Source organism: Parabacteroides sp. PFB2-10, assembly GCF_029893085.1.
Classification (GTDB): Bacteria; Bacteroidota; Bacteroidia; order Bacteroidales; family Tannerellaceae; genus QVMG01.
Genome location: NZ_JARXWI010000019.1, coordinates 43,014 through 64,375 on the forward strand (window position 1 = coordinate 43,014; position 21,362 = coordinate 64,375).

The 21,362-nt window shown below is 46.6% G+C and carries 20 protein-coding genes and 1 tRNA gene; 12 read left to right on the forward strand and 9 right to left on the reverse strand.

The window, feature by feature from the left end; genetic code table 11:
• Positions 1 to 2 precede the first annotated feature (2 nt).
• Positions 3 to 638: a SagB/ThcOx family dehydrogenase gene (locus M2137_RS13160; RefSeq protein WP_280766913.1), complete on the reverse strand. Its 636-nt coding sequence runs from the start codon at positions 636 to 638 to the stop codon at positions 3 to 5.
• 579 nt (positions 639 to 1,217) lie between these two features.
• On the opposite strand from M2137_RS13160, the gene M2137_RS13165 reads away from it, so the two are divergent.
• Together M2137_RS13165 and M2137_RS13170 are read left to right on the forward strand one after the other, a co-directional pair.
• Positions 1,218 to 2,387, forward strand: a complete 1,170-nt coding sequence (locus M2137_RS13165; RefSeq protein ID WP_280766933.1) for a C1 family peptidase — start codon at positions 1,218 to 1,220, stop codon at positions 2,385 to 2,387.
• 17 nt (positions 2,388 to 2,404) lie between these two features.
• Positions 2,405 to 3,490: a TlpA disulfide reductase family protein gene (locus M2137_RS13170; RefSeq protein ID WP_280766914.1), complete on the forward strand. Its 1,086-nt coding sequence runs from the start codon at positions 2,405 to 2,407 to the stop codon at positions 3,488 to 3,490.
• A 137-nt stretch (positions 3,491 to 3,627) separates the two neighbouring features.
• Here M2137_RS13170 and M2137_RS13175 read toward each other — a convergent pair whose 3' ends face one another.
• Genes M2137_RS13175 through ruvB form a run of 3 tightly spaced genes read right to left on the reverse strand, consistent with a single transcriptional unit; the run spans position 3,628 to position 8,346 of the window.
• A complete protein-coding gene (locus M2137_RS13175) occupies positions 3,628 to 5,763 on the reverse strand; it encodes a S46 family peptidase (RefSeq protein WP_280766915.1) in 2,136 nt (711 codons plus the stop codon).
• 51 nt (positions 5,764 to 5,814) lie between these two features.
• Entirely contained in the window at positions 5,815 to 7,317 is a 1,503-nt protein-coding gene (locus M2137_RS13180; protein ID WP_280766916.1) for an oligosaccharide flippase family protein, read from the reverse strand.
• A gap of 3 nt (positions 7,318 to 7,320) precedes the next feature.
• Positions 7,321 to 8,346, reverse strand: a complete 1,026-nt coding sequence (ruvB, locus tag M2137_RS13185; protein ID WP_280766917.1) for a Holliday junction branch migration DNA helicase RuvB — start codon at positions 8,344 to 8,346, stop codon at positions 7,321 to 7,323.
• Positions 8,347 to 8,500: 154 nt separating this feature from the next.
• Here ruvB and M2137_RS13190 point away from each other — a divergent pair, with 154 nt between their 5' ends.
• Positions 8,501 to 8,917, forward strand: a complete 417-nt coding sequence (locus M2137_RS13190) for an organic hydroperoxide resistance protein (RefSeq protein ID WP_280766918.1) — start codon at positions 8,501 to 8,503, stop codon at positions 8,915 to 8,917.
• Positions 8,918 to 9,441: 524 nt separating this feature from the next.
• Here M2137_RS13190 and porQ read toward each other — a convergent pair.
• The gene (gene porQ / locus M2137_RS13195; RefSeq protein WP_280766919.1) at positions 9,442 to 10,440 is read right to left on the reverse strand and encodes a type IX secretion system protein PorQ; all 999 of its coding nucleotides are present in this window, start codon (positions 10,438 to 10,440) and stop codon (positions 9,442 to 9,444) included.
• A gap of 235 nt (positions 10,441 to 10,675) precedes the next feature.
• Here porQ and M2137_RS13200 point away from each other — a divergent pair, with 235 nt between their 5' ends.
• The 9 genes from M2137_RS13200 (at position 10,676) to M2137_RS13240 (ending at position 16,767) form a co-directional block, all read left to right on the forward strand.
• A complete protein-coding gene (locus M2137_RS13200) occupies positions 10,676 to 11,371 on the forward strand; it encodes a TonB family protein (RefSeq protein WP_280766920.1) in 696 nt (231 codons plus the stop codon).
• Positions 11,372 to 11,584: 213 nt separating this feature from the next.
• A complete protein-coding gene (locus M2137_RS13205; RefSeq protein ID WP_280766921.1) occupies positions 11,585 to 12,277 on the forward strand; it encodes a TonB family protein in 693 nt (230 codons plus the stop codon).
• Positions 12,278 to 12,362: 85 nt separating this feature from the next.
• Positions 12,363 to 13,337 (forward strand): polyprenyl synthetase family protein, encoded by a 975-nt coding sequence (locus M2137_RS13210; protein WP_280766922.1) that lies wholly within the window; start codon positions 12,363 to 12,365, stop codon positions 13,335 to 13,337.
• On the forward strand, positions 13,334 to 14,125 hold the full coding sequence (locus M2137_RS13215) for a TatD family hydrolase (RefSeq protein ID WP_280766923.1): 792 nt from the start codon (positions 13,334 to 13,336) through the stop codon (positions 14,123 to 14,125). Before M2137_RS13210 ends, M2137_RS13215 begins: the two co-directional genes overlap by 4 nt.
• A gap of 144 nt (positions 14,126 to 14,269) precedes the next feature.
• Positions 14,270 to 14,357, forward strand: a tRNA-Ser gene (locus tag M2137_RS13220).
• A 119-nt stretch (positions 14,358 to 14,476) separates the two neighbouring features.
• The gene (locus M2137_RS13225; protein ID WP_280766924.1) at positions 14,477 to 15,205 is read left to right on the forward strand and encodes a MotA/TolQ/ExbB proton channel family protein; all 729 of its coding nucleotides are present in this window, start codon (positions 14,477 to 14,479) and stop codon (positions 15,203 to 15,205) included.
• Positions 15,206 to 15,213: 8 nt separating this feature from the next.
• A complete protein-coding gene (locus tag M2137_RS13230; RefSeq protein WP_280766925.1) occupies positions 15,214 to 15,687 on the forward strand; it encodes a hypothetical protein in 474 nt (157 codons plus the stop codon).
• Positions 15,688 to 15,709: 22 nt separating this feature from the next.
• A complete protein-coding gene (locus M2137_RS13235) occupies positions 15,710 to 16,300 on the forward strand; it encodes a biopolymer transporter ExbD (protein WP_280766926.1) in 591 nt (196 codons plus the stop codon).
• A complete protein-coding gene (locus tag M2137_RS13240) occupies positions 16,300 to 16,767 on the forward strand; it encodes a biopolymer transporter ExbD (protein WP_280766927.1) in 468 nt (155 codons plus the stop codon). The genes M2137_RS13235 and M2137_RS13240 overlap by 1 nt, the downstream gene beginning before the upstream one ends.
• A 130-nt stretch (positions 16,768 to 16,897) precedes the next feature.
• Here M2137_RS13240 and M2137_RS13245 read toward each other — a convergent pair whose 3' ends face one another.
• From M2137_RS13245 to M2137_RS13260, 4 genes are all read right to left on the reverse strand, one after another.
• The gene (locus tag M2137_RS13245) at positions 16,898 to 18,526 is read right to left on the reverse strand and encodes a lytic transglycosylase domain-containing protein (protein ID WP_280766928.1); all 1,629 of its coding nucleotides are present in this window, start codon (positions 18,524 to 18,526) and stop codon (positions 16,898 to 16,900) included.
• 8 nt (positions 18,527 to 18,534) lie between these two features.
• A complete protein-coding gene (locus M2137_RS13250) occupies positions 18,535 to 19,302 on the reverse strand; it encodes a DUF5683 domain-containing protein (protein ID WP_280766929.1) in 768 nt (255 codons plus the stop codon).
• On the reverse strand, positions 19,299 to 20,174 hold the full coding sequence (locus M2137_RS13255) for a ParB/RepB/Spo0J family partition protein (protein WP_280766930.1): 876 nt from the start codon (positions 20,172 to 20,174) through the stop codon (positions 19,299 to 19,301). The genes M2137_RS13250 and M2137_RS13255 overlap by 4 nt, the downstream gene beginning before the upstream one ends.
• 75 nt (positions 20,175 to 20,249) lie before the next feature.
• Positions 20,250 to 21,014, reverse strand: coding sequence for an AAA family ATPase (locus tag M2137_RS13260; RefSeq protein WP_280766931.1), 765 nt, complete (start codon positions 21,012 to 21,014; stop codon positions 20,250 to 20,252).
• Positions 21,015 to 21,362: the final 348 nt, after the last annotated feature.

A 21,362-nucleotide genomic window follows, 5' to 3' on the forward strand; every position in this document is an offset into this window, starting at 1 on the left:
GTTTACTTTGGGTAACCCACCGGATTGTTCATCAACAATAGTTGCGTATCTTTCAGTTGAAGCGCTTTCGCCAGTTCCGCATGGTTCATGATACCGCGGGGAACGGTTGCCAGGCCGAGGCCGGCACAAGCGATGTTGATGTTCTGACAAACGATACCCACATCGACTGCCGCCATGAGTTTCGTCTGTTCCGCCTGGGGATTTCCCATACGCGACAGATCCGAGACCAGAACAAGGCAGACAGGAGCCGTTTTCACATAATCCTGACTGGCGGCAATAGCAGCCCGGTGATCACCCGGAGCAACGGGGTTGAGCTGATGCGCCTTCGCATCGTAGAGGTAAGCCCCCTCTTTCATGACAACATAGATATCGACATCCTGCACATTGCGTGCCGAAGGAGCCGTGCGTCTGCCATCGGCACGATTCACGCCGTTGGCCGCCCATAACAGATCAGAGAGATCCTGTTGCGAGAGTTCTTTGGCAGCATACTCACGAACCGACTGGCGTTGGTTGAATACTTTCATTACAGCTTCCCCCTTTGTTTTGTTGGGAGCATTCAGCTTAATTACTTTCATCTCCTGTGCTTGCATTGACAATCCCATGGCTAATACAACTAATAAAACAATGATTCTTTTCATCTTCGTTTCTCTTAATGGTTTCACGCAAATGTAGCAATATTGTTTTTGAATCAGTTATTCAGAGCTGAAAATTTAAACGCTCCCATCTATTTGGCGGAATTCATTCTATTGCAGTTCGTTTTGCTTTGCCTAATTCGAAAATATTCAAGTTTGAGAAGAAGTGAAGATGCAGCCCCTCCAAATCCTTTCCCGTTTGAAGCCCCTGTTCCAATTCCCACTTCCTGCGAGGAAGCAGTTCTTTTTCAAATGTTAAAATCGCGATTGTAAGCAAAACAGCCGTTTTACTTACAAATCCATACGTTAAAAAGTGTTTCTCCCGGGAGTTTGTCTCCGAAGTCCCGCTTTTTTGCGCGCAAAGTCCTTCCGAAATTACAAATCGTAAATTGAGAGATTCGTCGAGAATGGGTAAATTAACATTTATTTACATTATTGTAAATTACCAACTTGACCATGTCTGACGATGTGCTTCTGTGAGTGAACGAACGTTGTTTTTAGGATGTATTGTGCTGATTTCTGTCGAATGTCGTATATTTATCGCGGAAAATAAGAAATACCTAACACAAAACACAGATTGAAATGATGAAGAAAACATTTTTGACCTTTGCATTGGCTTTGTCGGTTTGCCTCGCTTTCGGACAGGGTTATCAGTTTACAGACGTTGTGCGTTTGCCGGCCACACCGGTGAAAAACCAGGCGGCCACCGGTACCTGCTGGTGCTTTGCCACTGTTTCTTTCCTGGAAGCGGAATTGCTCCGTATGGGGAAGGGCGAGTACGACCTGTCGGAGATGTACCTGGTTCGCCAGAAGTATATGAATCAGTTGGAAGACAACTACCTGCGTCGCGGCAAAGGGAATATCGGCCAGGGAAGCCTTTCGCATACGGCGCTGCGCGCTTTCCGTCAGGTAGGCATTGTGCCGGAAGAGGTGTATAATGGACTAAACTACGGCAGTGAGTTGCATAACCACAGCGAAATGGTTCGTTTCATGGAGGCCATAGCCAAACCGGCGATCGATATGAAACAGCGGAGTCCGGAATATGTTAAATTAGTGAATCACCTGTTCGACACCTACCTGGGTGAAAAGCCCGAGAAGTTCAATTACAAAGGGAAAGAGTATACGCCACAGTCGTTTACTGCCTCACTGGGCTTGAATCTCGATGATTATGTAGAGATAGGCAGCTATACGCATCATCCCTATTATACCCGCTTTGAAATCGAAGTGCCCGACAACTGGGAACATGAGCAGATCTACAACGTGCCGTTGGATGAATTGATCGAGATCATGAACTACTCACTGAATCAGGGTTATACGATTGGTTGGGATGGCGATGTGAGCGAAAAGGGATTCTCCCATGTCAACGGCGTAGCGATTAATCCGGACATTATGCAGGTGGACAACTACGCGGGAACCGACCGCGCCCGTTTCGAACAGATGAACCCGGGTCAACGCCAGGAGGAGGCTTATAAGTTTGAAAGCCCCTGCCCCGAGGTGAAGGTGACGCCGGAGATCCGTCAGCAAGGCTATGAGTCGTTTGTGACTACCGACGACCACCTGATGCACATCACCGGCCTGGTGAAAGACCAAAACGGAACGCCTTATTATATCACCAAGAACTCTTGGGGAACAGAGCGCAACCGTTTCGGTGGCTACCTGAATATGTCGGAGAGCTTCGTGCGCGCCAAAACTATTTTTATCCTGGTACATAAGGATGCGATTCCCAAGCAGATCAAAGCGAAATTACACTTATAAATACAAACAAAATGAAAATGAAACGCAGTTATTTTTTACTTGCTGTTGCCGCAACCCTTTTGGTTGGCTGTTCACAAACGCCTGCTTCGTATGAGGTAAAAGGCACATTGCCCGACGCTTCGTTCGACGGACGCACGGTTTATATCCGTTCTTACGATGATAATACCAATGTAGACTCAACGGTTGTTGAGGGACAGGACTTTGTCTTTACGGGAACCATCGACAAGCCGATCATGGGGCGCATCGATGTGGAACGTACCAATTATGTCAATTTCATTCTGGAGAACGGAACGATCGACCTGGATTTCGAAACGCATCTGGGTTCACCGACTACGCCGCTTAACACGAAGTTCAACGCGATGACGGAAGAGATCAATACGATGATCGAGACCTACCAGGCCAAGGTGGCGGAGATCCGCGAAGAGGTGGCTGATCAGAAAGAGCAGCAAGAGCGCATACAGGCCTATTTTGAGGATGAGTTCCGCGCGGTTTATCTGGGAAAAATCAAAGATTATTTCTTGGCAAATACCGATAATCCGGTAGGCTACCGGGCGTTTATTGAATATTCTCAAATGGCTGAACCCGAGGAGTTGGAAGAATTGATCCCGCAGGTTGGTCCCTGGCTGGCGGAAACACGGAGCATCAATCGGGTGATCAAGCAGAATGAGGCCATGAAGACGACCGCCGAAGGCATGCCTTTCGTGGACTTCACCATCGAAACGGAAGAGGGCGGTAAGGTTTCCCTGTCGGATTATGTAGGCAAGGGCAAGTATGTATTGGTTGATTTCTGGGCAAGCTGGTGTGGCCCCTGTATTCAGGAAACGCCGATCATCGCCGAAGTATATAATAAGTATAAAGGCGACAGGTTTGAAGTATTGGGCGTAGCCGTATGGGACGAATTGGAAAAGACCAAAGAGGCCATTCCCAAGCATGGCATCACCTGGCCACAGATCCTCAATGCGCAGAGCATTCCGACAGACCTGTATGGCGTCAGCGGCATCCCGCATATCATCTTGTTCGGCCCCGACGGCCAGATCGTGAAGCGTAACCTACGCGGCGAAGGCCTGAAGAAAGCGGTCGCCGAAGCGATGGAAGGGAAATAATAAAAAAGTAGTCAAAGTAGTTATCAGTCGCTTTGCGACTTAGTAGTCAGAGTAGTTAAGTAGAGATTCCACTTAACTACTCTGATTTTTTTAACTACTCTGACTCCTTGACTACTTTAAGTACTCTGACTACTTAATTACTTCGCCAGCGTCAGCTCTTCAATCAGGCGAGAGCATTTGCCCCATTTGTCGATCATATAGAGCACGTAGCGGATGTCTACGGCGATGCAACGTTGCAGGTCGGGTTCGAAGGCGATATCACCACTCATGGCTTCCCAGTTGCCGTCGAAGGCCAAACCAATCACGCGGCCGTTCTTATCGAATACGGGGCTGCCGGAATTACCGCCGGTAATGTCATTGTTTGAGAGGAAGCAAAGAGGCAGATCGCCATTTTCATTGGCATACGCACCGTAGTCGCCGCCACGAATCAGGTCGAGAATCTCGGGCTGTACCCAGAACTCATCGCTGGTTGGATCTTCCTTTTCGAAGATACCACGCTGGGTAGAATAGTAATCATACCAGGCAGCATCGTACGGACGATAGCCCAGGATGGAACCATAACTCAGGCGCATGGTGAAGTTAGCATCCGAAGAGAGCGCTTTTTCAGGATACATCTCTTTCAATCCGGCAAAATAAAGGCGTTCGCCCTTCTCCATATCGTAGTAGTTTTGCCCCATCATCTGTTGCAATTCAAAGATACTCATCAGAGAAGAAAGGCTTAATTCGGCCGCCGGGTCTTTCTGTAGTTTCTTATATTCCTTCGGATCGCTCACCAGGGTTCTGATATAATCCGGCGAGAGCAATTTGGTTTTCTTGAACACATCGGCGGCATATTTCTTATAGTCGCCTTTGTATTTCTTATCCACTTTCGGGAAAATATCGGGCAGATACTGCGGATCCACGTTCTCTTTCACCACCTGCATCATGGCTGCCAGTACATCCTGATCCATTGTCGGTTCGTAATCCTTGAAGAAAGGCAGGATGCGGTCTTCCATAAAGATCGCTGCTTCTTCAGCAGTAGAGCCTTTCACATCGAAGCTCTGCACCATGCGCGCCAGACGAACGATCTCAACACCGCTCATATAGGCTTCCGACAGGAAGGTGGCATTGCGTGTATAGTCGTCGGTTCCGGTATAACCATTCTTCAACAGGTCGAGCACTTCGCCATATTTCGCCTGACGACCGGCATCGGCAGCTACCCATTGAGCAAAAGCGGCCTCTTCTTCCTGCTTGCGTTCGATCACGTTCAGGTTCTTCAACTGACGGTTCATGCCGATAGAGTTCTTCCAATAGTTGGAGCTTCCGGCAAACTTAGAGGCATATTTAATACGAACGGCATCGCTGGCCAGCATCGCTTCTTTCCAGATTCCCTGTTTTACTTCGCGCACTTTGATACGAGGCTCGTTCGAGTCTTCCATCCGTTGCTTCACACCCCAGGACGAGAGATAGCGACTGGTGCTTCCCGGGAAACCGATTGTCATGGCATAATCATGCTCCTGATAGCCCTGCATGGATACTTCCGCTACATATCTCGGACGGTAAGGCTTGTTGGCCGGGTCATATTCCGCCGCTTCATTGTTGCCATTCGCATACACACGGAACACGGAGAAGTCGCCGGTATGGCGAGGCCACATCCAGTTGTCGGTGTCGCCACCGAATTTTCCTACCGAGCTGGGCGGTGCGAACACCATACGCACGTCGCGGAAAACCTCGTATACCACTAAGAAATATTTGTTATTGGCATAGAAAGGAACCACATCGGCCGACAGGAATTGGTTCTTTCCTACCTCGTCGCAGATAACGCGTCCGATGGAGTCTGCCATATTCAGGCGTCGGAATTCAGTCTCCGCGCTTTCAATCTGGCCGATAACACGCTCACTTACGTCGACGATCTCTTTCAGATAGAGCACACTCAGTCCGGGAACCGGCAATTCCTCTTCCAATGATTGGGATACAAAACCATCCTTCAGGTAATCATGATCTACGCTACTCAACTGCTGAATAGAGCCATAACCGCAATGGTGATTGGTGAATAACAGCCCCTGTTCGGACACCGTGATGCCGGTACAGCCTCCACCAAAGATAACAACCGCGTTACTCAGCGACGGGTCTGTTTCGTTATACAACTCTTCGTATGGGAGCGTAAAGCCCAGTTCCGCCATACGTGCCAGATTTACTTTGTTCAATTCTTTCAGTACCCACATGCCTTCATCTGCATACGCCTGGCTGAACGTCATGACAGCAAATAACAGGATTCCTACTAATCTTTTCATAACTTTTAATTTAATATCCATGTAATGGATTGATTTGACATTTATTTTTGTTTAGCGTTTAAAATACTTTCCAATAAAAGGCATATCACTCAAGGCGATATCCCGGCGAACAGCTATGCCTATATAGACAAATAATAAGAGCGTCCGAAGTCCCAATCGCAGCCAGATCGACTCGCATTGAATAGCCATACCTGCCGCAAACAATAGAATCCCGAGCCCTATATACAATGCAGCTGAACGCAGATCGTACGCAATCGGGTATTTCTTCTGCCCGACGAAGTAAGAGATCAGCATCATCAACAGATTGCAACAGAACGATGCCCAGGCACAAGCCATAAAACCATAGGTAGGAGCAAACCCGACAATGATCAATACCGTAGCGACGCATCCCGCCAACGAGAACCAGGCGCCCCAATGGGTCTGGTCGGTCAGTTTATACCAAAGCGAGAGGTTGAAGTAGATCCCAAAGAAAAACTCGCCCGCCATCACAATGGGCACGACCTTCAGTCCGGGATAATAGTCGGGTGTCAGGAACAATAGTTTGACAATATCCAGGTAATACATCACCCCCAGGAAGATAAAAACCCCGAAGATGATAAAGTATTTCATGGCTTCGCTGTAGACCCGCAAGTTTCCTTTCTCCTTGTTTTTGGCAAATATAAAAGGCTCGTAGGCATAACGAAATGCCTGTATAAACATAACCATGATCACCGCGATCTTGAAACAGGCGCTGTAGATACCCAGTTGTTCGTCGGCATATTGTGTATCATCGAACAGAAAGCGGAAAACGATCTTGTCGGCTGTCTGATTGAATATCCCGGCAATGCCTAAGATCAGGATCGGGAAAGAGTAACGCAACATCTGCCGCAACAACGAAAAACTGGGTTTATGTTTGAATGCCGGCCGCATAGCGGGGATAAGCAATAAGAACGTGACAACAGAGGTGATCACATTGGCCACAAAAGCATAACCTACGCCATAATCGGGGCGGTAGAACCAACTGATCGCCTCCGGCATACTTCGCCAGATAACCGGGCAAAGAAGAAAGAAAAACAGGTTAAAGCCGATGTTAAGCCCGATATTTGTCAGGCGGATTGCCATAAAACGTACCGGTCGTCCCTGATAACGTAGGAAAGCAAAAGGAATCGAACAGAAAGCATCCAACCCGACAATCAGAAACAGCATCTTCAGGTAATCGGGATAGGCTTCGTATTGCAAGAGGCTACTGATCGGGTTTATAAAGAGATAGGTAGCCACAACGAAGAGGGCAGAGGTAATCGCCAGGCTGAACAAGGTGGTGGCATACACCCGCATCGGCTCTTTCTCCTCCTTTTTATTGATGAAACGGAAGAAGCCCGTCTCCATGCCGTAGGTAAGAATAACCAATAACAGCGCCACCCAGGCAAAGGCATTGGAGTAGATTCCAAACTCGCCCGTTCCGTCGAATACCCGCACATACATCGGCACCAATAGCCAGTTGAGCATCTTTCCCAGGATACTGCTTACTCCATAGATGGCCGTGTCTTTGGCCAGGCTTTTCATTCCTCCGGCCATCGTTTAGTCGAATAAGAATCCTTGGGAAGAGGCCCGCTTGCGCCCCAGGTGGGTATAGGCCAGTTCGGTCACTTCGCGTCCGCGCGGTGTACGTTTAATAAATCCCTCTTTGATCAGGAAGGGCTCGTAGACCTCCTCCAATGTGCCGGGATCTTCGCCCAAAGCCGTCGCAATCGTGGTCAGTCCGACCGGTCCTCCGTTGAATTTGTCGATAATGGTGGTCAATAAGCGGTTGTCTATCTGGTCTAAGCCATAGCGGTCGATATTGAGCGCCTCCAGCGAATAGCAGGCAATCGCTTTGTCGATATCGCCATTGCCTTTCACCTGGGCAAAGTCGCGCACGCGACGGAGCAAGGCATTGGCAATACGCGGCGTTCCCCGGCTGCGCGAAGCAATCTCGAGAGCGGCATTGGCTTCGCATCGCACCTGTAGGATATCGGCACTGCGCCGTACGATCTTCGTCAGCGTTTCGATATCATAATATTCCAGGTGCATATTGATCCCGAAGCGGGCACGGAGCGGGCTGGTCAACAGACCACTGCGTGTCGTAGCCCCTACCAATGTAAAAGGAGACAGATCGATTTGGATCGAACGGGCGCTCGGTCCCTTGTCGATCATGATATCTATGCGGTAGTCCTCCATCGCCGAATAGAGGTATTCCTCTACGACCGGACTCAATCGGTGGATCTCATCGATAAAGAGCACATCATTCTTTTCTAAAGAGGTCAATACGCCGGCCAGGTCGCCCGGTTTATCCAATACCGGTCCGGAGGTAACCTTAAAGCCTACCCCCAATTCGTTAGCGATAATATTGGAAAGAGTGGTCTTCCCCAGTCCGGGAGGACCGTGAAGCAAGACATGATCCAAGGCTTCCCGACGCATACGCGCCGCCATCACAAATATCTTCAGGTTCTCAACCACCTTGGCCTGTCCGCTGAAGTCATGGAAGGACAAAGGGCGCAGGGCGTTTTCAAATTCCCGTTCATTTTCAGGTATCCTACCCTCGCGTATGTCGAATTCGTCTTCCATGTGTGTGTCTTCCTGTTTTAAGCGTCAAAGGTAATAATATGTTTGTTAATTATGAATTATGAATTATGAATTTAAGAGTCCTACGGGTTTACGCCGCTAAAACAATTCCGCTTCCAGTCTTGTTTTCTATATATAAACAATTAAAAATTGAATTATGAAAGCATTGTATACAGCCGTAGCAACCAATACAGGTGGCAGAGCCGGAAGAGTAACCTCGTCGGATGGAGTGATTAATCTTGATTTGCGTCCTCCCAAGGAAATGGGTGGCCCGGGTGGCGACTACACCAATCCGGAGCAATTGTTCGCAGCCGGTTATTCCGCTTGTTATTCAGGCGCCTATATGAAGATGGCGCTTGAGAGAGAGGTGCGCATCCGTCCGGAAGTAACGGTGAAAGTGACGTTGAACGAAGTGAGCGACGGGTTTAAGCTCTCCGCCGTTATCGTGGTGAAAACAACCGGTATCTCCCCCGAGCAGGCGAAAGAACTGGCCGAAGCGGCTCATGCTTTTTGCCCCTATTCACGTGCCACAAGAGGAAACATTGATGTAGAATTACAAACAATAACGGAATAAAGGTTTAACCAGGCAGCGATGCCTTATTTTACATAACCTAAGGGACAGGCTGCGCATCAATTGATCGCAGCCTGTTTTCGTTTGGGGCGACAAAAGTGTCAAACAGGAAAGGATGGGGAGATTCAGACACCCTTTAGAAATGCAAACAAATGTTAATTTACCCATTTCCGGCGAAACCCTCAATTTACGATTTGTAATTTCGGAAGGACTTTGCGCGCAAAAAAGCGGGACTTCGGAGTCAAACTCCCGGGAGAAACACTTTTTAACGTATGGATTTGTAAGTAAAACGGGCGTTTTGCTTACAATCGCTATTTTAACATTTCAGGAGTTGGGGTGCGGAAATGAACGGTGAGATCTTCAAGTTGGGAAAGAATTTGAAGATGGAAATCAAGAGAAGGTGGTGGTCAAGAAGTCCGGAAGGACTTCAGTATATTCCAATTTTACAAAATCCGAAACTCTTCGAATTATCATTTTGTCAATTGAAGAAATGGTTTTTTGTAGAGAGGTTGGTCGTTCCGAAGGAGTTAGGGACGGAAATCGGAGAGTGTGGTAGAGATACTTATCATCAGCGCCATGGCAGATGGATGATATTGGGCTACGGAAACACCCACGTCGAAATAGCTGACCTTCACTCCGGCACCGGCTGAAAAGCCGCCCAAGGTGTTGCCACTTTCGAGTTTCATATCCATGCCTCTTTTGGGATTATAACCGACACCCACCCAGAAGTTCTCGGACGGAATAAAGTCTACACCGAAAACCAAGTGCTTGAACAGGGTCTTCCCGAAGTTATCTTCGCGATCTCCTTCTATTGTCTGATCGGTGTAGTTGAACTTCCAGCGATTCAGGTATTGCCCGGTAACCGAAAAACGGAAAGGGGCATTCGCTAACTTTTTCGTAATACCCAGTTGGATATCCCAAGGAAGGGAGTGGCGTTCTTCTTCGTAGGCTTTTAGTTGCGCTCCGATGTTTTTCAAAGCAAAGCCAAAAGAAAACTCCTTTTCGGAATGATAATAGGTCAATCCGGCATCGACTGCCAGGCCAATGGAGGTATATTCGGCAAAGGCGGAATAGAGAAATTTCAGCGACAGCCCGCCCCGCCAGCGATCCGACAGATCGTAAGCATAAACGCCCTGCAGGTTGATATCGTTTGCAGAAACACTGCCGCCCGTTATATTTTCCCGGGAAGCTTCTGTGAAATTACCATAATGAATATAGGAGGCACCGATAGCCCAGGCACCGCGTTCTTTGTGTGCCTTTGCGTAAATAGCACTTCCGACGTTGATATCGGAAATATAATTCATATAGTTCAGGTTGATCATGCCATCCATTTCGCCACCCAACAAGCCCGGATTATGGAAAACCAGCGAGGGATCGCGCTCGACTAAGGCAACAGAGGTACCACCCAACGCATTGATACGAGCCGAGGAGGGATAGCGCAGAAAGCCGAATACCTCGTCGCCGTTTTGTGCATTTGCGCGGATAGAAAGCAAAAAACAAAAGAGGATAATTATATATTTTTTCATGCCTACATCAGGAGAAAATAAATTCGATTTATTTATAGAAACGGAGGAATATGGAAAAAGTTGTAACAGAGGAGGTTTTTTTCTTTTTATTAAAAAAGATTAATTCGGCAAAAATAATCTACTATTCGTTCGTAATGGACAGATTATTTTATAGTTTTGCAATACGATTTGTTCGTAGTTTTTATGTAAAACCTATAGGTCACAAACTGTTAGTATTATCAAATGAAGTAAGATTATGGAAGTAAAGAAATCACCAAAAGCGGATCTGGAGGGCGGCAAAACGCTAAGCGTCCTTATGGGGCTGGTTGTTGCGCTCGCTTGTATGTTCGTAGGTTTCGAATGGGGAACCCGCGATATTCAGGTCGTAACGGCAAGTGAAGGTGTCGCCGACATCATTGCAGAAGAAGAAATAGAGATCACCCGACCGGAAGAGCTCCCGCCGCCTCCTCCACCCCCACCTGTACAGGCTGCGCCTGAACTGTTGAACGTGGTGGAAGACGATGTGGAGCTGGAACAACAGGAGATCTTATCTACAGAAGACGACCAGTCGGCTGCTCAGGTAGAGACCTACGTGGCTCCGACGGTGGTGGAAGAAGAAGAGGAGTCGGATGATCAGATCTTTACCGTAGTAGAAAAGGCTCCTTCCTTTCCCGGAGGAGAGACAGCTTTACTTAAATACCTGAGTACTAAGACCAGTTATCCTGTCATTGCACAAGAAAACGGGATACAGGGTAGAGTGATAGTTTCATTTGTGGTAAACAGGGATGGCTCTATTGTCGACGCTGAAGTGGTTCGCGGACAAGACCCTTCGTTAGACAAAGAGGCTTTGCGTGTAGTGAACAGCATGCCGAAATGGTCGCCGGGCGAACAACGCGGCAAACCGGTGCGCGTGCGATTCAACTTGCCGGTTTGGTTTCGATTGAGTAACTAACTAAAATAGTAATTATATCACTAAACACTTCAAGGTGTAGATTTCGCTGTACTTGCTTATATTAAGAAGGTGCTTCTGGTATAACCGTAAAAAAAAGTAAAAAAACACAGTATTTTTTGCTAAAAGACTATTGTGTCATAAAAAATAAACTACTTTTGCGTTATGGATTATATCTTTTATTAGAGAAACACATTATTAATCATAAGTAAAAGTATGGAAATTAAGAAATCACCAAAAGCGGATCTGGAAGGCGGCAAAACGCTAAGCGTCCTTATGGGGCTGGTTGTTGCGCTCGCTTGTATGTTCGTAGGTTTCGAATGGGGAACCCGCGATATCCAGGTTGTTACTGCAAGTGAAGGTGTCGCCGACATCATTGCAGAAGAAGAAATAGAGATCACCCGACCGGAAGAGCTCCCACCTCCACCCCCACCCCCACCAGTACAAGCTGCGCCTGAACTGTTGAACGTAGTGGAAGACGATGTGGAGCTGGAACAACAGGAGATCTTATCTACGGAAGACGACCAATCGGCTGCACAGGTAGAGACCTACGTGGCTCCGACAGTAGTGGAAGAAGAAGAGGAATCAGACAATCAGATCTTTACGGTGGTAGAGAAAATGCCTTCTTTCCCGGGTGGCGATGCGGCGTTATTGAAGTTTATCGGTAACGCGATCAAATACCCGGTTATTGCACAGGAGAATGGTATTCAGGGACGTGTTGTGGTTTCCTTCGTGGTAAACCGTGACGGTTCGGTGGTAGACGCTGAGGTTGTCCGCGGACAAGACCCTTCTTTGGACAAAGAGGCTTTACGTGTGATCGGCACGATGCCTAAATGGTCGCCGGGCGAACAGCGCGGGAAACCGGTACGTGTGAAATACACCATGCCTATCCAATTCCGCTTACAGTAAGCTGTAACAAGAACGATACAAAAAAAGGCTGTATAATGCAGCCTTTTTTTTATTTACCAAAAATAATAAACTGACGCTATTACCTATGTTCTCTTTTCAACAAATCCTCGCACAAATTGAATCGGAAATCCACCGGTTACAACTTGATTATCCCCCTAAAAGCCTGTATGATCCCATTGAATATATCCTTTCATTGGGCGGAAAGCGGATCAGACCGGCTCTGGCGCTGATGGCATACAATATGTATCAAGAAGATCTGACGCCCGCGATGCAGCCGGCTTTAGGCATAGAGGTGTTTCATAATTTCACGCTCTTACACGATGATCTGATGGACGAGGCGGATAAACGACGTCACAAGCCAACGGTTCATAAGTTATGGAATCCGAATGTAGCCATCCTCTCCGGTGATGCAATGCTGATTGTGGCCTACCGACTGATGGGCGAAACACAAGCGCCTTACCTAAAAGAGGTGTTAGACCTTTTCACCCAAACAGCGCTGGAGATATGCGGCGGACAGCAGTATGATATGGAATTTGAATCGCGCATGGATGTAACCGAGGAGGAATATCTGGAGATGATTCGTCTGAAAACAGCCGTATTGTTAGCTTGTAGTCTAAAAACGGGCGCCCTACTTGGCGGAGCTTCCCCTGAAGATGCCGACCATTTGTATGCTTTCGGCATCAACATCGGACTTGCTTTCCAGCTTCAGGACGACCTGTTGGATGTGTATGGCGATACTGAAACCTTCGGGAAAAACATTGGTGGCGACATCTTGTGCAACAAGAAAACATTCCTATTGATCAACGCCCTGAAGCGTGCCTCCGAAAGCCAGCGGGAAACCCTGATGGAATGGATTGGTAAAACCGATTACGACCCGCTTGAAAAGATTGCGATCTTTACCTTTATATATAATGAGTTGAAATTGGAGCAGCTGGTAAAGGCGAAAATGCAGGATTATTATCAAGCGGCTCTTGCGCATCTGGAGGCGCTGCAGGTTGCACCTGAACGGCTGGAAGAGTTGAAAAGTGTATGTAATCAATTGCTTTATCGGCAGTCATGACCGGAGGATTGATCGACACGCACTGCCACCTCTATCTGGAAGAGTTCGACACAGACCGCGAAGCGGCTATTGTTCGGGCAAAAGAATCGGGTATAGAGGCATTGTTGCTTCCCAATGTGGATACGACTACCATCGGGCGGATGCTGGATCTCACCGATCAACATCCGGATTTTGTTTTTCCGATGATGGGGCTTCACCCGACAAGCGTGGACGGCGGATATGCGAAAATGCTTTCGGAAACGGAGTCCTGGTTGGGCAAACGAACCTATTGCGGGATCGGCGAGATCGGTATTGACCTGTATTGGGATAAAAGCTGGTTGAAGGAACAGAAAATTGTTTTTGAAGAACAACTGCGCTGGAGCATCGACCGGCAACTACCGGTGGCTATCCATACACGGGAGGCCTTTGCAGAGGTGTTCGACAGCATCCACAAAGTCGGAGCGGAAAAGCTGACAGGGGTATTCCATAGCTTCAGCGGCAACAAGGAGGAACTGGAAGAGATAAAGAAAATGCCGGGCTTTATGATCGGCATAAATGGGGTGGTTACCTTCAAGAATTCCCGACTCAGCGAAGTGATTGCAGAAATGACAATCGACCGTATTCTGCTCGAAACAGATGCTCCGTATCTTTCTCCTGTACCCTATAGGGGTAAGCGTAACGAGCCTGTTTACATCTGGAAAACGGCCGAAAAGGTAGCGTCGGTTTATGGGTTGACAGCGGCTGAAGTGGCCGAAAAAACCCGTAAAAATGCGCTAAATTTGTTTAGAAATATTAATAAGAATGTATAGTTGTATCTTTTTACGAAAATATCCGATTTTATTGCTTGTAATCGGTGTTTATGTCGTGCAAAAACTTTAGATTTGTGCGCTGAAACATTTGCAAATGCGATTTTTTTCGTATTTTGCGCTCGTTTTAGAAAGAAAAGAGACATTGGAGAGATGCTCGAGTGGTTGAAGAGGCACGCCTGGAAAGCGTGTATACGCCTAAAGTGTATCGCGGGTTCGAATCCCGCTCTCTCCGCGGAAAGAGAGAGAGAATATACCATGAGGAAGGAAATACCATGATCGTAATAACGAATCTATTAACAATAAACTTAAAATATAAAAAGAGAATTATTAATCTTAAAAATTGAACACACAATGAAAAAGTTATTTGCAAAAGCATTCTTGGGTTTGTGCGCCCTTGGAACCTCTACAGTCGCATTCGCGCAGGAAGCCGTTGTTGATGGTGGTATGCACCAAGCGTTGAAAACTAAATTTATCGAAGGTGGTGCCGACTTTATGAGTTTGGTAGCAATCACGCTGATCTTAGGTTTGGCTTTCTGTTTGGAAAGAATCATTTACCTGAACCTGGCAGACACGAATGCTGACAAATTGTTACAAGGTATTGAAGAAGCACTGGATAAAGGTGATGTAGAAGGTGCTAAATCGATTGCCCGTGACACAAGAGGCCCGATTGCTTCTATCGCATATCAAGGTTTAATGAGAATTGACCAAGGTATTGATGTTGTTGAAAAATCAGTTATCTCTTACGGAGGTGTTCAGAGCGGTTTGCTTGAAAAGAACCTTTCTTGGGTAACCTTGTTTATCGCTATGGCTCCGTCATTAGGGTTCTTGGGAACAGTAGTAGGGATGATCATGGCGTTCGACAAAATCGAACAGGTAGGTGATATCAGCCCGACGGTTGTTGCCGGTGGTATGAAAGTGGCTTTGATCACCACAGTAGGTGGTCTTGTTGTTGCTTTGATCCTTCAGGTATTCTATAACTATTTGTTGAGCAAAGTAGAAGGCATCCTGAACAAGATGGAAGATGCTTCTATTACATTGCTTGATATGGTTATTAAATACAACCTTAAATTCAAAAAATAAGTACGATTATGGCAGTTACTAAAATAAGAAAAATGTCCAGCTGGACACTGATCGTTTCAGTAGTGATCAGTGTGGCCGTACTGTTAGCCTTCTTTTTGGGAGGGGTAGTAGACCCGGCTGCTGAGATGAAAGAGCCTATTTATACGGGCATGCTGTTGAATTGGATCTATATCATTTTTGCCATTACAGCCGTTAGTACGCTTCTTTTTGCCATTTGGCAATTTATCGGCATGTTCAAAACAAATCCTAAAGGCGCTATGATGGGATTAGGTGCTTTGGTTTTGTTTGCCGGCTTGATGATCGTATGTTATATGATAGGTGATGGTACTCCGTTACCTTTGGTAAGTGCTGACACAGCAAAATACAATATCCCGATGTGGCTGAAGGTAACAGATATGTGGATCTATTCTATCTACGCTTTAGTTGCCCTGCTGGTTATTGCTATTTTGTGGGGAAGCCTTCGGAAAATTTTTGGTAAGTAATAAACGATTAGAATAAGAAAACATGGCAAGAAAAAAAAGAAAGACACCTGGAATCAATGGTTCTTCCTCTGCCGACATTGCTTTCATGTTGCTTATCTTCTTCCTTATTACCACCTCTATGGATACGGATCAGGGGCTGGCAAGACGTTTGCCTCCTCCTCCTCAGAAAGATCAGGAAAAAGAAGAAATGGATGTCAATAAGAGAAACCTGATGGTTGTGTTGATCAATAGTAGCAACCAGGTTCTTGCTAACAACGAGCATATTGATATCTCCCAACTGAAAGACAAGGTAAAGGAGTTCATTGAGAATCCATACAATGACGAACATAAACCTGAAAAGATTGAAACCGATATACCTTTCTTCGGCAATATGATGATAACGAAGAATCATGTTATCTCATTGCAAAATGACCGCGGTACGGAATATCAGGCATACATCCAGGTGCAGAACGAGTTAGCGAGAGCGTACAATGAGCTGCGTGATGATGTATCCATGAAGAAATTCGGGAAAGCATATATCGATTTGGAAGAAGAACAACAGGAAGCTGTGCGTGTGGTATATAAACAAAATATATCCGAAGCAGAACCTAAAAATTATGGAGGAACGAAGTAATGGGAAAATTTAATAAAGCAGGCGGACGTGAAATGCCTGAATTGAATACATCATCATTGCCCGACTTGGTATTCGCCTTCTTGTTCTTTATCATGATGGTAACCTCTATGCGTGAAGTAACATTAAAAGTGGTATTCCGCGCACCTCAGGCAACTGAGTTGCAGAAACTGGAAAAGAAGTCTTTGGTAACCTTCCTGTATGTAGGGGAGCCAACCGCTGAGTTTCGTGAACAAATGGGTACAACTCCCCGTTTGCAGTTGAACGACAACTTTGCTGAGATATCTGAAATTCAGGACTACATTGCTCAGGAAAAGTCAAGTATGAAAGAAGAAGACCAACCGTTTATGACGGTATCTATCAAGGCAGACAAAGAAACCAAGATGGGTCTTATTACAGACGTGAAACAAGCGCTTCGTGAAGCATATGCATTGAAGATTAGTTATTCAGCTCGGCCTGCCGGAACCTAATCAGAAGCTAAACAGTATAATAAAAAGGCGGAATCTATATATGATTCCGCCTTTTTTTGTATCTCTTCGATTCGTTTAAACAACTTACTGGATATTGGAACTCACACGTAAATCTCCTTCCTTTCTTTATTTATCCTACCGGTATCTTTAGTTTCTGTCCGGGACGGATTTTAGAATTCGGAAGATTGTTTGCCTTTTGAATATTAGCGGCACTGATGCCCGGATACTTTTGCGCGATCGCATAGAGCGAATCGCCTGATTGCACGGTATAAGTAATGTATCCATTTGTACTGGTAGCCGTGGATGCGGCCGTTTGTGTAGTTGATTTCGCAGCAACAGCCGGAGTCGTAGCGGTAGATTTGGCCGAAGCAAAGGTAACCCCTCCGTTATCGACATACACAACCACGCGTTTACCTTTTGCCACGCGGTTGCTACCCAAACCATTCCAGCGACGTATTTCGCTTGCCGTAACACCATATTTATCGGCAATCGTATACAGATTCTCCCCACTTTGAGCCACATGTGTGATGCGTTCACGGGTAGATGATTGCCCGGTAGTAATCGCATTATAAGGTATGCAATTCGCCAATAACTCATCCATACGGTGTTGATAGATTGTATCTTCTTTTTCAACAAAAGCATAACAGTCTAATGCAGGCAGCTTCAGGACGGACGGTTTGCTGTTTCCCGGAATAATATCCCGTTTGTATTGCGGATTCAACAACCGAAGCAATTCGATATCAATACTAATCAAGTCTGTAATCTGATCGAAATGCAGCATTTTATCCACCATAATCGTATCGGTTGCCAACGGCAGAGTGGTTTGCACCGGACATAGATTATGCTCGCAGGAGTAGCTCATAATATAATAGGCAGCAATAAAGAGCGGCACATACGAACGGGTCTCCTTCGGCAGATAGGTATAAATATCCCAGAAATCGGTTTTCCCTCCGGAGCGGCGGATCGCTTTGTTTACATTGCCCGGCCCGCAGTTATAGGCTGCCAATACCAGGTTCCAGTCCTTATAAATGTCATACATATTCTGGAAATAAACACAAGCGGCACGCGTCGCTTTCACCGGATCACGACGTTCGTCTACCAGGCTGTTGATTTCCAGTCCACACGCCTTCCCGGTCGGCAACATAAACTGCCAGAGTCCGGCGGCGCCAACGCGTGACAAAGCATTCGGATTGAGGGCACTTTCCACCACAGAGAGGTATTTCAGTTCGTCAGGCATATTATGTTCATCGAGCACCTGTTCGATGATCGGGAAATAGTAATTAGCCATGCCCAGCATATAGCGCACCAGACTGCGCCGTTTCTCCGCATACAGGTTGATGCAGTCTTTTACTGATTTATTATAGGTCAGGGGAATGATATGATGCAAACTTTCCAGGCGCATCCGGTAGATGGAGTCCGGAAAAGAGACATTTTGTGCGTCGTCATGACAATAATCATCCACATTCGAGAAATACTGCACATGCCAGCTATTCAACAGGCTGTCTACATCCAGGTCGAAACTCTTCGGTATAAATCCAACCTCGAGCGCCAGGGAGTCGTTTGACAGGACGGAATACTCCTCGTTCAACGAAAAGCGAAACAGGCTGTCTTCGCCAAAAAACAAACGATCATCTTCTTCCTCTTCTTCCAGCAACTCTTCCTCTTCCAGAAGCTGTTCCAACAAGGTCACCTCCTGCGCATACATAAGTGAAGACAGAAACAGACATAAACATAATAACGTAGTAGTTCGCTTTCTCATATCCATGGTCAGAATTTAAAACTGCAATTAACCCCATACGACTGGGCACTATAAGGTGTTTTCGGTGTAACCACCGGCTCTACCCGCATCGAAAGATCCGATGAGATATCAAAATCAAACAGCTGGGCATCTACATAGGCGTCCAACAAACTGATCAGATAAACCCCGGCGGATATGATAATGCTCAGGTCGCGGTAACGACGATAATAATCCTTTCTCCTCTTCAGCGTATTATCCCTAAAGGAGGAGTTGTTGATTTCCGCTTCAGGCGAACTGTTTGCCGGCACAAACATCTGCCAGCTCGTATGCCATTCCTCTACCGGCTTTCCGCTTGTCGAGTCTTCGATATAGTCTTTATACGCCGTCGAATAGTCGCCATACATCATCTGGTTCCAGGTAACGGCGTAGGTACAGCCCAGAAAAGCCCCGTAAACGATCGGCACCTTCCAGAATTTCCGGTTATAGATCTGCCCCATACCCGGTATGAGTCCGTAAAGCATTGCCCTGGTAGGGTTCGGTTTGAAGGACGATTTCTTGGGTATCAACATCTGGGCATCCTCCTCTGCAGCCACCAGAATGGCTTGCGTCACAGAATCAGGCACCTCTACGACCAACGTATCTGTCACCCCCATCCTCTCCCATTCGGCAATCGTGTCCGGCGGCAATGTGATCAGCGTGTCCGGTCTTGTAGTAACCTCTAACAACTCTTCCTGGGCTATAAGAGCCGAAGGAAAACCCAACAACACAAAGAAAAAGATGACTATCCCGTTTCTCATTTCATTTTATCAAGTAAACCAATCAGTTTTTCCAATTCCTCTTCGGATGCAAAAGGAATCGTAATCTTCCCCTTTCCCTGCTTATTATAGCTCAACTGCACCTTCGATTTAAAAAAGCGCGACAGGTGATCCTGTAGCAGCGTGTATTCTTCCGGCAATTTGACCTTTGTTTTTTTCGCCATGGCCTTCTCCGGCTGCTTCGCGGCATTTCCCCGCACCAACTCTTCAACGTTACGCACAGAGAGTCCTTCTGCCAATACCCTTTCGTATAACGCCAATTGAATCTTGGGTTCATCCACCGAAATAAGTGCGCGCGCATGTCCCATATCAATCTTACGGTCTTTCAGTCCCATCTGTACTTCCGCCGGTAGCTTCAACAAACGCAGGTAATTGGCAATGGTAGCTCTTTTCTTACCCACCCGTTCGCTCAATCGCTCCTGTGTCAACCCGTATATATCAATCAACTTCTGGTAAGCCAATGCAATTTCTATGGAGTTCAGATCTTCGCGTTGGATATTTTCGATCAGCGCCATTTCCATCACATTTTCATCCGCCGCGGTCTTGATATAAGCCGGGATACGCTCCAAACCGGCCAATAAAGAGGCACGATAGCGGCGCTCGCCCGAAATGATCATGTATTTACCGCTATCCGTTTCTTTTAACGTAATCGGTTGAATAACACCTAACGAACGGATAGAGGTAGCCAACTCTTCCAGTGCATCCTCTTCGAACACCGAACGGGGCTGGTTGGGGTTGGGCTGAATTTTACTAAGCTCTATTTCACTAATCGACGACGAACCACCCGTTTTCAAGTCGTCCATCGTTATTAACGCATCTAATCCACGGCCGAGAGCCGATCTCTTTACTGCCATACGCTTCTATTAATTGATAATGGATGATTGATAATGGATAGGACATCAATCATCCATTATCAATTATCCATTCTTTTAATTCGTTTTACTAATTAACTCTTTCGCCAGCTGCATATGATTCAACGCCCCCTTCGATTCCGGATCATAAAGAATCACCGGCTTCCCATAGCTGGAGGCTTCGCTGAGTTTCACATTACGCTGGATCACCGTGTCGAAAACCAAATCCTGGAACGGCCGCTTCACCTCTTCATAGATCTGATTAGCCAGACGCAGGCGCGAGTCGTACATAGTCAGAAGAAATCCTTCTATTTCCAGATTTGGGTTCAATTTCGACTTGATGATCTTGATCGTGTTCAACAGTTTACTGATCCCCTCCAAGGCAAAATACTCGCATTGTACCGGAATAATAACCGAATCGGCGGCTGTCAGCGCGTTTACGGTGATCAGTCCCAAGGAGGGCGAACAGTCTATCAGGATATAATCGTATTTACTTTTCAATGGTTCCAACACCTGTTTCAGCACACGCTCCCGGTTGTCGAGGTTCAACATCTCAATCTCCGCCCCTACCAGATCGATATGCGACGGGATAATCTCCAGGTTATCCACTTCTGTCGGCAAAATAGCTTTCCCGGCCTCATCCCCATTGATCAGACACTCATAGATAGACAATTCAACCGAACGTATATCCAATCCCAAGCCGGAAGAGGCATTAGCCTGCGGATCCGCATCAACCACCAAGACCTTCTTTTCCAACACAGCCAGTGAAGCCGCCAGGTTGATCGCCGTCGTAGTCTTACCAACACCCCCTTTTTGATTCGCTAACGCGATAATCTTTCCCATAGAATATAGTTTATTTGGGGAACAAAACTAACGAATCTATCCAGAAAGACCTTAGGTAGAAAGCAGACTTTGTTCGTTTTGTTGATAAATCGCCCAAATTGTTGATAAGTTACAAAGATAGATAGATTTTTCGCAAAACGGAGGATGTCATCTGAAAAACTCCCCGGATGATTTGTTAAAGAATCGAAGAGCTGTCATAGCCTATTTTCACAAATCCTGCCATAATTCTATCGTCGATGGGCATCGACAGTACTGTCGAAGCGCATGGACAGAACTGTCGAGGGGGGGGGGGGGGTAATTGCGAGGCCCCCCAACCTCGGCATTAAAACCCAAACACCACCCAAACAA